The sequence below is a fragment of the Nitrospirota bacterium genome (assembly GCA_016180645.1).
In the GTDB taxonomy this organism is placed as follows: domain Bacteria; phylum JACPQY01; class JACPQY01; order JACPQY01; family JACPQY01; genus JACPAV01.
Genome location: JACPAV010000020.1, coordinates 22,735 through 35,889, shown reverse-complemented (window position 1 = coordinate 35,889; position 13,155 = coordinate 22,735). Strand labels below are relative to the sequence as shown.

Sequence of the window (13,155 nt, the reverse complement as noted above, 5' to 3'; positions counted from 1 at the left end):
CTTTCCACTCATCGTCCCCGGACGTGGGCCTTGCGCGACCTTCCTACGCCCACCGGAGCGGGCTTCGCGAAGGCGGGAGCCAAGCAAGGCCCACGAGCGGAGGGGGCCCCATGGTCACCCTGACGTTCCTCGACCAGCAGCTGGCCTGGAAAGGAGCTCTCATCCTTGAACAGAGCCTATCCCTCCTCACCAAGAGCCGTCTTCTTCTCAGCCTGGCCCAAGCCACGACCCTTGTTACCGTCCTCGTCCTCATCGTCCGTCTGTACTTCGCCCGGACCCCCCGGATCCTCTCGACGTCCATTCCGTGGCTGATCCTTCTGTCCTGCATCGCCCTTCCGGCGCCTCTCTCCATGAATGCTTTTCCCAGGATCTACCCGGATGCCGGCCCCAAGACGGGAGCCGCTACGACGCAAGGACCTCATGATTCTTCATCGCGTCGTCCGTGGAGCGGAGCGGAAGGGACGGCACCGCAGCCCACAACCAATCTTCCCTGGCAATGGATTGCCGAAGGGAAGTATCGGCTTGCTTCCACCGGTGACCAAGACATCGTCTACGTTCCTCGCCCCTACTGGCTCATTCTCTCGCTCACCGACTCCTTCTGGTCCGGCATCACGACCGCCACCGCGGACGCTATGCAGAAGACCTTAGGCGACGTCCCGGCCCACATGACCCGGATCTCCGCTGCCGTCAACGCAAAATTCACTTCCCCTGCCATCCAGGACGCGGTCGATGAATTCCTCGAAACCTGCGGGGTCGAGTACGCCGACACGCAAAACAGGTCGAATCTCAGCGAGACCTGCAAGCAGCGCCTCCAAAACGTCGACACCCTCGCCGAGAAGTCCCTCCAGGATCTCGGCCTCACGCAAAACAGAGCTCTTCACGGCGCCGGCCGACTCTGGGCCGAATCCTCGCTACGCACCCAAATCGAGCTCGCCCACCTCCGCCAGGAGGCTTCCGCGTTTGACGCCTTCACGGGAACGGATGGCGTGATCGATCGCGTCAAGGGCTTCACCAAGATAGCGGCCGCACAATCTACTCAGTACATCGTCATGGGCTTCCTCTATGGCCTTGGGATCCTCGTCAAGACCTACGTTGCAGACGCCGTGGGCCCGTACGTATTTTCACTCGTCAACGGAGTCATGAACCTGGTCCTGGCGCTCGCGTTTCCCCTTACGATGCTCCTTTCTTTTGTCCCGATCATCGGCTGGCGTGCCTACCTCGGCTTTTTCGGCCTGGCGTTTGTCGTGAGGTCCCTCCCTTATTTCTACCTCGTCGTCACGTCCTTTCAGGGACTGAGCTGGAAAATGATGACCGCCTTTCTCGATCGCCCCGATCTTACGCACGATAGCGGCTCCATTATCGTCAATGCGCTCTATTCCTCCGGTTCTTCCATGGACCTTGGCGCCTTCCGCGGCGCGATGTTTGAGGACCTCTTCGTCACCCAGTTCGCCCTTCAGTTTGCCCAGTTCGCTCTTTTGTACGGGCTTCCCGTTCTCGCCTGCTTCGTCATCTTCGATATTCTGCTTGCGCCGAGTATCGCCGCCATCCGGAGTTTCCATCAGACACACAAGGTGGCATCGGGTGCATCCGGCGTTTCCGGCACGGTCGTCTCCAAGGGGATGGGCGCAGGTCGAGCAGCCTACCAAAAGGGTCTCGGTGCAGGCCGAACCACGTTCCAAGCCGTGCGAACCGGCATTTCCATCGCACGAAGGTAGGGAATCATGCCCCGAAAGGTTCACACTCTCGTCGATCAACCCGTTTCCATCCTCGGGCTCGACAAGTCCGATGTAAAACCGATGGCGATCGCCACCGCCCTCGGCAGCCTCATCACCATGCAACTCCTCGGCGTCTATGTCGCGTTTCCCATCGGCCTCCTCGTGGGGATCGTCGTGGGTCTTTTCCGAAGGAAGGCCAGGAAAGGGAAACCACCGGGCTATTTTGCGCATCTCAAGTGGAGGTGGGGCTTCCCCGTCCCCGGCTGGCCCAACTATCGGCGCTCTGGATGGATCTACGGCCCCTAATCTCCTGCCCTTGTTTCGGCTGAAACAAACTCGGAGGATCGCGCAGTTCAACCGTGCGATATGTCAAGTCGGGGTAAGGAGTTAAGTCAATGAGTCTGGCACGCCTTGCGTATAGAAATGAACATGACACCCATTAGCCTTGGAAACGGGCGACACACAATCGGCGCCGGGCCGGGTCGGCCATCCACCCTTCGCAGCCGAACTGACTTCTTCGGCGGAGTAGGCTCCTCGCCCTTGCCGGCACCGTTTGCGCGTCCTGCACGTGGCATCCTGTACATCCTTGCCCTTACGGTTGCTACCCTATCGTCCTACTCGTGCTTGGAGGAGGATCCATCCGAACCAACCGTCGTTTCATCCGAGGGTGCGGTTGTCACCGATTCCACCCCTCCCCTCACACAGATTACCAAGACGTCCCTTGCGAACGGCCTCCAATTCCTGCTGCACGCCGAAGACCCTGATTCCGGCCTCCGCGAAATCGTCTGGTGTTCCGATGTGACAGCATCCATAGAAACCGCTACGTGCCATACTCCGATCAGAGAAGCCCTGAACGGACTCCCGCCGCGCCGAACCACCCAAATCTCACTGGGACAGATCCAGGCGGCGGCCCGACGTGCAACCGCTCCCTGCGACGCAAAGACCCCATTGACCTTCCATTCGTCGTCCCCGGAGCGTAGCGCAGGGGGCAACAACTGCGCCACTTGGCTTGCGTTCTACGCCGTCAACGACGCCGGCCTCAAATCAGTCCTCACGTGGATGCAGGCTGCGTCCCATAGCGATGCTTCGGTAGCCGCACAAACCTCGAACGCTGAACCCTTCCCAGCCCCCGCTGCTCAGACCATTACAAATTCCGATCCAGATGCTCCAGCTCGCGATACCCTGCCCCCAGCGACGGAGTCCGCGCCCAAACCGATCATCACCCTGAGTCCGGCATATCTTGTTTCCCTGAACCACCCGATCACCATCAAGGCTTCGGCCCCCCAGGGACAAATGCTCCACAGGCTGGAGTACTGCTTTGTCACCACATCCACACAGACCTGCGGACCGTCCGACTGGACCCAAATGACCACCGTCAGCGAGACTCTCTTTCTACAAGCTCTTCCGCCACAGGCATTCAGCGAGACCCGCACATATGAGCTTCTGGCGCGGGCCGCAACCGTGGATGACGTCCTATCCGATATCGTCCGCGCCAAGGTTACCGTCGACGCGTCGGGTCCAGGGCTTCTCCTTACAGGACCCTTCGGTGAGGCCGTCTCAGGTCGCTCCTCCGTGCCGATCCTCATCAGCGCGTCGGACCAGGTCGGGGTCTCACGCATCAGCTACTGCGTGTGGCCGAACGCTGAGGTATACGATTGGTCCGCCGATCATCCCTTCTACTGCATACCGGACGACTACTCGATATCGAACGATTCCGGCCAGGCATCGTTCGAGATGTCGATCACGCTTGGCGTACCGCAAGGTAAGGCCCTCAGCATGGGGCTCTGTGTCCAGGCCTGCGATACCCTTGGCAATTGCTCCACCGACTGCGGGGGATTTTACTCCGACACCGAGCCCACCCGCTGCGTCGTGCGCAATCCCGGCCGATCTTTCCACAAGCGCTGGTCAGGTTCCTCGTGGGAGAAACGCCCTCCGTTCGAGGACGGGCAGATCCTTCTCGATTGCGATCTCAAGGACGGCCTCTACACCGGCCCCCTCCCAGCCAATTTTGTTCGCACGCCTTCACCCGAGACCAACGATCTATCGCGTCTCTCCTATTGTGTGACACCAACTGGTCCGCAAGCTTCCTGTACCCCCAACACCGAGGCGGAACGCTGCTACCGATCCCGTGGCGACATTTCGCCCACCGAATGCGCCCCTCGATCTTTCACAAAGCCTGTCCCGTTCTACCGTATTCCGGAGGACCTGTTCTGCCACGGCTCCAGCTGCGCCAGATTTCTCTTCTACGAAGCCGCCGACTACGCGGGCATCAAGACTTCCGTGAAATCAATCGCCGTGGTCGTTGACGAAACACCTCCGCAACTCCTCCTCAGCGGGGACCCCAGGTACACCGGCAATCTGATTTCCGGGGTCCCCCTCCCGGCGCTCCAGGATGACAGAGGCATTGATCTTTACCGCTGGTGCCTCAAGATCGAAAGCCTCCAGCCCGGACGCCAAGGCGTCACCGTCTGGCAGGATGGACTCCCCTCCACCTACTGCCCCAGGGACCTTTCCCGCACTCCGGCCGACACGTGGCGCAACACCCTCGAGGACGCCTGGGGTTACTATGGCCACTGGAGCATGGGCCCCATCGGATATCCCATGATTCCATCCTGCCCGAGCGCCCCCTGCCGCGCCCTGCTTTCAGTTGAGGCCGTCGACACGTCCGGCAACTTCCTCACCGTCAGGCGTCTGGTCCTCACGGATAACCTTTCTGGGTCCGGATCTCAGGATACCAGCACTCCAGAGGTTCGAATGGCCCTCTTCAGCGCGAACGGTATCCCCTCCTTTTCGGCGGGAACACTCAAGCTTGGACTCGACGTTGTCGCCTTCGATCACGTCTCCGACGTCGATCGAGCAACCGTCTATTTGGAACGAGCCTCGACTCCGCCGGCGGGCAAGTGCGGAACGAGCGAGAATCGCATCCCCCTCGGCGAATTCGCCCTGAGTCCCGCAGATCCGTCCAACTGTGGCGCTACCTACGGGTGCCACGCAGGCTCCGGCAGCTTCTCCCCCTTGTGGACCAGCCTTTACCCTGTCTCCTCACTCAGCTCGTCAACCCCCTACACTCCATGCGAAGGCCAGGACATCCTGTATCAAGGCAAAGGCATCGCCATCTGCGTGCAGAATGCGCCCGAATGCGACATGAAAAACATTTCCCAGCTGCCTTCCTCCCTTCGTGAATGGATCGACCTCCTCCATGTGTGCGATTCCTCCAAGACCGCCTCCGTGCCACTTCCGGATTCGCCACGGCCACCCGATCCAAGCGGCGCTTGGCGTATCCTCGTATCGGTCCGCGACCGCGGCGGCAACTGGAGCAATCCGGACACGTCGCTATCCGGCGCGTGTCCCCACACGAAAGAATTCACGATCCAGTAGGTGCCCCATGCCCCGATGGATCATGATTCAACAGCCCTTGTCGAGCGTTCGTGTTCCGCTCCCTCTCATACCGCTCGTGGAATCCGAAGCGCTCCAAAGCCTGCGGAGAGCTCCCGTCTGGAACGGCGCGGACCTGGTTTATCCCGGGTCCAAGAATGACCGCTTTGAACACGCCCTCGGATCATTGGAACGGGCTCAGGCCATGCTCGCCGCGCTCCGGAACAACGTTCCGGAAATCACGGAGATCCTGGCCCCTGAAGACGAGCTTCGCTACCTCGCGGCTGCGCTCGTTCATGACATTGCCTTCGCCGCCAGCCCCCTCCTGGACCTCATCGCCGAAGCCCTGGACGAAGTCCTTATTCCCCGAACCGGACGCGAAATCATCCTCCAAACACTCGGCGAACCGCTCAAGGCGATGGGGCTTGATCCGCTTACTCTCGCCAACCTGGTCTACCCACTCCCTGACAGCCTGCCCTCAACCGACGCCTACGAGAACCGCCGCGAGACCGCGACCCTCCTCGCGGACTGTCTCTTTGCCCCCTTGGGATGCGTTCAGGCCGACGTCCATCCACGTAGTGCCTTCCATGCAGGCCTCGCCTCCCTCGCCGAGCTTCCAGGCATTCTCTATCCGTCCGTTGTCACAACCGACTCATACGATCGGCTCACTGTCCTGGATTTTGCTGCCCCCCTCACGCGACTTTGGAGCGAAAACATCGCGGCCCTTCGCCGCACGTTGTATCATCACCCCTGCGTCCGTGCGGGCAGGGCGATGATCAAGAAGGCCATCGATGCCCTGCTCATGGAGCCCGAGGACGTGCTTCGCGCACTCAGCGGCAAGACGCCGGACGACTGCAAGACATGGATCGCCACGCAAGGCAATGTGGTCGCCGATGCCCTCGTTCGGGGCACACGCGTCGGCGAGAGAGGTCTCTATCGGACGGTGCTATCGCTCCGTCCCGGGGAGCAGGCTTTCCTCGAACTGGCCGCCCATCCCGGCTCTGCCGAGATTGAACTCGCCGAGTTCCTGGGACTCGAGCAGGACGAAATCATTCTTGAAACCCCGAGGCGGTTTTCCGATCCCCAAGGTCATCTCCCCTCGGGATGGTGCCCTGTCATCCACGACGCAATGATCCCATGGCAATTCTGCTCGTCGTCCCCGGACGTGGGCCTTGCGCGAAGCCTAGCAAGGCCCACGAGCGAAGGGGACAACACAGCGCTTCTCGCGTCCAGATCCTCGGACGTCGGCCCGCCCACAGAGGTGAATTCCTATGGTTTCAGTACCCCCGTCGACGTCCTCGTCACACCCGCAAAAGCGGACCGCGTGCTGAGGCAACACACGCCTGAATCCATTATCCGACACATTCAAAGCCATGCCGTACCAGCCTAGCCCCCGGGTCGACGCACAGACCCCACGGCAAATCCGATCGCGACGCGAAGACCCCATCGCGAATCCTATCATCGTCCCCGGAGCGGAGCGAAGGGGGTCGTCCCCGGAGCGACGCGAAGGGGACAACGGCACTTCAGCCGCCCTCCCGCCACCGGTCTGGATCCTCATCGGGGATGTCAGCGCGGCACAGCTCGCAACCCGGATGACCGTGTTCAGTCCAGACGGGCTCCGTGTCACCTGGGCTCAAAACGAGAATCGAATCGACCCCACGGCCCCGGGGGACCTCCGCATCATCTACTGCGGCGCGGACGACGCCACGGCCCTCCGAGCCCTCCTCCTGGCATCCGGGGGCGGTCCGCTCGCCGACCACGTGTCCTGTATCGCCGTCTGGACCGATGAGTTGTCTCTCGATCGCGTTACCGACCTCCTGATCGCGGGCTGCGATGTCTCCCTTTCTCCTCGTAACCTCGGCGAAGCGTGGTTCCTCCTTAACCGCGCCGACCTTCTTGCCAAGATGCGACGCCGCAACACCGACAAAGTCCGAAACCTTGCCCAGCGCGCGCGATATGCCGAGCGAGGAGCCACCCTGGACGGACTTACGGGCTTGTTCCTTCACGCCTACTTCATGAAACGCGTTGTCGATGAATGCCGGCAGCTTCGGCCGACGGATTCCTACGGGGTCGCCTTCGTGGACGTGGATTTCCTCAAAAGGATCAACGACAGCCTCGGTCATGACGGGGGCAATGAGGCGATCAAGACCGCGGCGGCCTGCCTCAAGTCCGTCACCAGTCAGGGCAGTTTTGCCGGCCGCTTAGGCGGCGACGAATTCGGGGTGTTTTTCTGTCCCACGGACGCCTCCCGTCTCAAGGACAAGGCAAAACAGCTCTACGACCTTGTCCCCAAGGAACTCCAGTCGGTGCCCTACTCCCTCAGCTCCGGATTCGTGCGAGCGCCTGCCACCGTGCCTCCTGTCGTTGCCCTCCGCGCCGCCGACGACGAACTCTACAAGGTGAAAGAAACCGGCCGGGGCCGCTTCTCCTTGAGGATGCTGTGAGCCTCAGTCTTCGGTCTCCCTCCTTCGGTGTGAACCATGCACCCCACGTGGTGCATGGCCCACGCGCCATCATCCCACCACCCGTCACCAGGCCGAAGACCTGCCTTCCGGTCCGCCTGAGGCGGACAGGTGGTGGGATCCTTGTGCAAATTCCTGACCCACGCCTGAGTGTGCAGGCGGTTGTTATCCTGTTGGTGACTGTCTCGCCCGAATTGGCCGCCTCGCCCTTGGCGTTGCGGCTGATGGCCCTTTCTCCCGCCGCGCAGATCCCTCCCGTCATTCGGGAGAGAACCTACGCGGCGGGAAGGAAGGAGACCACCATGATCAAACACGCAGCGAACTCCCCGTCGCAGAGGGTGAAACAGATCCTCAGCGACTTCAGGGAACAGCGTGAAAACGACACGTTCGGCATGATCGTCACGCAAGAGGACATCGTACCTCTGGATGAGGCCCTGGCCAGGGTGAGAGATCCAGAGGACGTCATTGCGGTCATCGAGGCGTGGCAGGCCAAGCATGAGCCTCCCGCCCACGTCCGCAGCGCGGCGCAAACCCTCCTCGCAAACCATTGCGAAGGATTGTGCGCCGCGATAAGAGCCCGCCTGGCTGCCGGCTCCGCCGTGTTCCGCCGCCTGAAGCACGACCATATGAAGGTCGTAGGCCGCTTCGACACGACGCTCGTCGCGCTCCAGATGGGAATTCACCAAGCCGCTTACGGCAAGGTGATGCAAATGCTCACGGGCCCCACAGCCGTTCTTCGGTTCCTCGAGCTGGTGGAGTGCGAGGACGCCTTCACCGCGGAAAACAGGGATCACCTCTTGCACCTGATGCGCCAGTTCGCGCACGTCAATTGGTCTTCCCCGGCGAGAAACCGAGAGATCGTCGCGAGGTTCTTGCGAGCAAATCGCCCGACGATGCTCCCCGAAGAGATCCGCGCAGAGTCCGCGGCGTAAGGAGCATCCGGGCTTCCCGAGCGGCAATAACCCGCCTGCCGCTCAGGGGTGGGTCAGGACATGAATCTGCCGGCCGGCGGATGAAAGGCGCTACAGCACGCCCCGTGCGGCGTCGTAGGCCAGCTTCGCACGCCCATCAAACTTGAAGAAGGCCTCCATCTGGGGGACGTGGGCATTCGTGCACTCAATACCCATCAGCTCCTCAACCATCGTCTCCGCCACAAACAGATAAAACGTTCCAGATCCGAGGAGCGCATTGGCAATTCCATCATGTGCAGGAAGTGGGTCACCAGGCTTCCATTCCCAAGGCCCTTCCCCCCACGCGGCCTTGACCCGCTTTACCGCCTCAACTCGTTTGTGGAGCGCCAGATTGCGTATCCGCATCTGGACCGATCCCGGCAGTGTCGGTAGGACCGTGCCAATCAGGTGCGCCTCAAGCGAGGTAAGCCGCATTTGCAGCCCCCCTATGCCGTCCACGTCGATTTCGAATGGTTCGATGTTCATCCGTCGGCCGATGGATTCATCGTCATCGGATATCCAATGATTGTCGACTTTCGATCGTCGATTTCATGACTCAATCATATCACAACCGGGATCCGACCAAGGACAGGCAAAGAGGATGCCCAGTCGGGCCTCCGCTTCGACTCGCGTACGCGCATCGAAGCGGAAGAAGGCCTCCATCTGCGGAACGTGCTCCCTGGTGAACTCGATGCCCATCAGTTCTTCCACCATCGTCTCCGCCAGAAACAGATGAAATGTTCCCGGACCCAGGAGCGCATCGACGATTCCATCATCTGCGGGAAGTTGGTCACCCGGATTCCAGTCCCAAGGCTCTTCTCCTTCTTCCGCCTTCACCCGTTTTACCCCCTCAATCCGTCTCTCCAGCGCCTTCCTCTGTATCCGCGTCAGGACATCTGCCGGGAGCGTAGGGAGGACCGTGCCGATCAGGTGCGCCGCGAGGGACGTGCGCCGCATCTGCAGCCCTCCTATGCCGTCCAAGTCGATTTCGAATGGTTCGATGTTCACGACTCCATGATACCATAACTGAAAAAGAACTCGTCGCGCCACCACCCGTTACTCCGACCGTCCCACAATCACCTACCACTCCATCTCCCGACTCCGCGGGTGGAGTCTCCGCGGATAGCCGGTGATTTTTCCCGCCTCCGACATCCGCCGCAGCCATGTGTGGAGTGTAATTCGGTTCCTCGGGATCCTTCGACATATCTCTTTCCAACTCACCTTTTCATACCAAAGCTGAGCCAACAGATCCTTCGCCGCCGCGTCTTCGATCAACTGGCCCACCCTCTCGTCCACGGCAGTGTCTTCTGATCCCAATCCCATGGAACCCCCTAACGGCTGGCTGGCGTGCATGTGAGAAACGAACACCTCTGCCTTGACAACCCCTGGATCTGCATTGGCCTTGGTGACGTCCATCAGGGCCCTCAATACCGTCGTCCGAAGCTGCCTTACGTTGCCAGGCCAACCGTGTTTCGCAGCGGCCTCATATACGCCATCCTCGACACGCTCCACCTTGACACCCACCTCCCCGGACAACACCTGAATAAAGTGCTTCACCAGCTCTGCAATATCAGCCCCGCGCACGCGGAGCGGCGGCAGCGCGATTGAACAGACATTGACCCGGAAGTAAAGATCTTCCCGGAACTCTCCCTCCAACACCATCTCGTCCAAGTTCCGGTTGGTCGCCAGCACGATTCGCACGTCCGCGTAACGAAGCTGCCCTTTCTCCCCCATTCGCTGGAATTCCCGCGACTCCAAGAACCTCAGTAGCTTGCCCTGCAAGGCCAATGACAGGGCTTCAATCTCATCCAGGAAAAGTATCCCCTTTTCGGCCCTCCCCACGGCGCCCGGATTGTCACGGTCCGCCCCGGTGAACGCCCCCCGCACGTGGCCGAATATTTCCGACTCGAAACGCTCTCGATCGATTTCAGCAAGATTGACGGGAATGAGCGGACCCCTCGCCCGCGGGCTGAATCGGTGGATGGCCTTGGCTACAAGCTCCTTGCCCGTTCCCGTCTCCCCCGTGACAAGCACCGGGTATGAATCCATCCGCGCAAAACGGTAGATATCCGCCTTCATCGCCTTAACGAGCGGGCTGTCTCCAACAATCTCAGCAATATCTCCCAACTCCGGATTGACCGTCATCCTGGGAGCCACAGCCTCTCGTGCCTTCTCAGCCAGCGATCGGTACCGCATCGCATCCCGGCAAGCACGCCTAACGAGATCCGGTTGAACCGGTTTGAACAGAAGGTGCCTCGCTCCCAGACCCCGGGCCTTCTGCACATCCGGCTGGGTGGCCCGCTGCCCCGTGACGACCACCACGCCGATACGCGGCAGTACATCCCTGGCGTGCTCAATGATCTTGAGTCCGTCTATCCCCTCTCCAAGCACCAAGTCCGTAATCAGCAGGTTGAACGCGTTTCCTTGGATCAACTCAAGCGCGTCCGCTCCCGAGCCGGCCTCCGCAATCTCCGCCTCAGAGTACGCCAGCCGAACACCCTCAACCATGACGGACCGGTCCATGTCTGAGTCGTCAACCACAAGCGCGCGCGTCCTCATGTGGCCATGTGGTGATGTAGTGATGGGGTCATGTAGCGGAGAAGAGACGCAGGTCCGAGCACATGATCACATGACTCCGTGAATACATGACCACATTCCTTCATTCCGACCACACTCCAAACTTCTTGGGTCCCATCCGAAGAAGCTTCTTCACCAGGCTCTCCGGAGGTCTCACCGGCATCAGCTCAATCCAACTTCTCGATGCATCCTTTTTCAGCGCGATCGCCAAGAGCGCTGTACGCCGATAAAGCGTCAGGCCACGAAAGGTCTCCACCAGCATCCCGGTCAGCCTTGCGATTTGATCGACCACGACCGCGTCGCTCAGGAACCGGTCCAACGCGGAAATCTCCTCGGCCGAGAACCCCCTCGTCGCCAGGTCTCCGGAGGCCTTCAACACCGAAGCATGCAGGAGAAGGAGGCGAGTCTCTTCCTTCTTGTCCAGCGAATAGGCTTTGAGGCCCGCGGCGATAGCGTCGCCGTACCGCTTCCGTTTCAGCTGCAGCTCCCCAAGCACGACATAGAGCCTCGCCTCCGTCGGGACGCGCCGTATCGCGCCCGCGACACGCTCGACCGCCGCATCCAGATACCCCTGCTCGGAAAGCGCCTGCCCGAGTAGAATCGTGGCCTCGACCCGCCAGACCGGCTCGGTCTGCCCCGGAGACAGCTCCACGGCCCGCTCGAGTGCGCGCACTGCAGGCTGAAGTCTCCCACCCTGCCTTAGAGCCCTTCCCGCCGATAACGATCCTGCAGCGTCCAGAAAACCGGCCCGCACGGCCTTCTCGTACACTTCCAACGCCGCCTCCGCGCGCCCCTCCCTCTCCAGTGCCGTCGCCACGCCCACAACTCCCTCGGAAGACTCCGGTATGAGATCGAGCACCGCGGCAAACCGACCTTCTGCAACTGCCGGCTCGCCGGCTTGCAGCGCGAATCCCCCCGCCAGAAGCGCATACTCCGCCCGGTCCTTCCCGAGATCGAACGCCTTGCCGGCTGCGTACATCGCTTCTTTCCAACGACCGAGTTTCCCCAAACTTCTTGATAATCCCGCGTATCCTTCGACGGATTGAGGGGCCAGATCAAGGTGGGCCTCGTACTGCTTCACGGCCGCCTCCATCTGATCCATCGATGAGAGCACGTCCGCCAGCCGTAGCCTGAGCGCCGGATTCTTCGGCTCAATCCCCACCGCCTTCTCGATCTCCTGCACCGCCTCCGCCTTCCTCTCCAGCGCGACCAACGCCTCCGCGCGGGTTTCGATTGCACCCACATGCTTCGGACTGCGTTTCAGCACGCCGTCCACTATCTCCATCGCCTCAGGGACCGCCTTGGCGCCGAGGGCCGCCCTGGCCTGCCGTACCGCCAAACTGTCCTCCGCTCGCACAACCTCCTTCTGAAGCTCCTTCCGTCGAGCATCGTCCACGCATGGTATCGTCGCCAGCGAGCCCAGCCGCTCAATCGCCTCCGGCTCTCGTTCGGCTTCGATCAGGCGCCGCGCCTCCGCCTGCTCCGCCCCCACCTTCGAACCGATACGACCCGACAGCCGGGCCTTTTCTTCCTGCTCCGCCTCCTTGAGCTCAGGGATCCGTCCCACCCCGTTCAGCCCCTCACGAAGACCGCACAACCCGGATAGATCCGCCGTTTCCCCTTCGCTCCGCGCTTTCGCCACCGCGGCCGCTTCCGGGGTCAAGCTCTCAGCGATTTCGACCGTGAGTTCGCACACGTGTCCCCGATCGCCTTCCGGACAATCCTTGACGGCAGCCGCTGCGTCCGTGTCCACAATGAAGATGGCTTGTCCCCTCACATGCACGCCGGCAAACACGCCCCCGGTCTCGTCAACGGGAAGCTGGTGCTCGATTGCAAATGTGCCATCCGGCCGAACCCGCGCTGTCTTTTCATCATAGGGAACCTCATGCGCGCCCCCTTTGCGCGTGTAGAATCCACATATCAGCGGCGCCCCGGCCGCCACAGGTTCTCCCTGGTCAAGCACGACCCGTCCTTTTGCCCTCACGGTCACGAGCGTCGGGCCGCAGCCTGTAAGGACAAACAATACCAACCCGCCCATCGCGGGCCGGCCGAGTCGAAGGATTCCTCCAGCCACCC

Annotated in this window: 10 protein-coding genes; 6 read left to right on the top strand and 4 right to left on the bottom strand. The window is 61.3% G+C overall.

The window, feature by feature from the left end:
* Positions 1-110: 110 nt before the first annotated feature.
* The 6 genes from HYT87_12710 to HYT87_12685 all read left to right on the top strand — a co-directional run bounded on the left by HYT87_12710 (position 111) and on the right by HYT87_12685 (position 8,484).
* On the top strand, positions 111-1,715 hold the full coding sequence (locus tag HYT87_12710) for a hypothetical protein (GenBank protein ID MBI2060623.1): 1,605 nt from the start codon (positions 111-113) through the stop codon (positions 1,713-1,715).
* A gap of 6 nt (positions 1,716-1,721) precedes the next feature.
* Entirely contained in the window at positions 1,722-2,021 is a 300-nt protein-coding gene (locus tag HYT87_12705) for a hypothetical protein (GenBank protein ID MBI2060622.1), read from the top strand.
* A gap of 234 nt (positions 2,022-2,255) precedes the next feature.
* Complete coding sequence (locus HYT87_12700; protein ID MBI2060621.1) at positions 2,256-5,093, top strand: hypothetical protein; 2,838 nt, start codon at positions 2,256-2,258, stop codon at positions 5,091-5,093.
* Positions 5,094-5,100: 7 nt separating this feature from the next.
* Positions 5,101-6,480: a hypothetical protein gene (locus HYT87_12695; protein MBI2060620.1), complete on the top strand. Its 1,380-nt coding sequence runs from the start codon at positions 5,101-5,103 to the stop codon at positions 6,478-6,480.
* The gene (locus HYT87_12690) at positions 6,464-7,534 is read left to right on the top strand and encodes a GGDEF domain-containing protein (protein ID MBI2060619.1); all 1,071 of its coding nucleotides are present in this window, start codon (positions 6,464-6,466) and stop codon (positions 7,532-7,534) included. Before HYT87_12695 ends, HYT87_12690 begins: the two co-directional genes overlap by 17 nt.
* A 170-nt stretch (positions 7,535-7,704) precedes the next feature.
* Positions 7,705-8,484 carry a hypothetical protein gene (locus HYT87_12685; GenBank protein ID MBI2060618.1) on the top strand — a complete coding sequence of 260 codons (780 nt, stop codon included), beginning with the start codon at positions 7,705-7,707 and terminating at the stop codon, positions 8,482-8,484.
* 90 nt (positions 8,485-8,574) lie between these two features.
* Here HYT87_12685 and HYT87_12680 read toward each other — a convergent pair whose 3' ends face one another.
* From HYT87_12680 to HYT87_12665, 4 genes are all read right to left on the bottom strand, one after another.
* A complete protein-coding gene (locus tag HYT87_12680) occupies positions 8,575-8,988 on the bottom strand; it encodes a hypothetical protein (protein MBI2060617.1) in 414 nt (137 codons plus the stop codon).
* Positions 8,989-9,051: 63 nt separating this feature from the next.
* Positions 9,052-9,510 carry a hypothetical protein gene (locus HYT87_12675; protein ID MBI2060616.1) on the bottom strand — a complete coding sequence of 153 codons (459 nt, stop codon included), beginning with the start codon at positions 9,508-9,510 and terminating at the stop codon, positions 9,052-9,054.
* Positions 9,511-9,582: 72 nt separating this feature from the next.
* Positions 9,583-11,061 carry a sigma-54-dependent Fis family transcriptional regulator gene (locus HYT87_12670; GenBank protein MBI2060615.1) on the bottom strand — a complete coding sequence of 493 codons (1,479 nt, stop codon included), beginning with the start codon at positions 11,059-11,061 and terminating at the stop codon, positions 9,583-9,585.
* 100 nt (positions 11,062-11,161) lie between these two features.
* Positions 11,162-13,153: a tetratricopeptide repeat protein gene (locus HYT87_12665; protein ID MBI2060614.1), complete on the bottom strand. Its 1,992-nt coding sequence runs from the start codon at positions 13,151-13,153 to the stop codon at positions 11,162-11,164.
* Between the last annotated feature and the right edge of the window lie 2 nt (positions 13,154-13,155).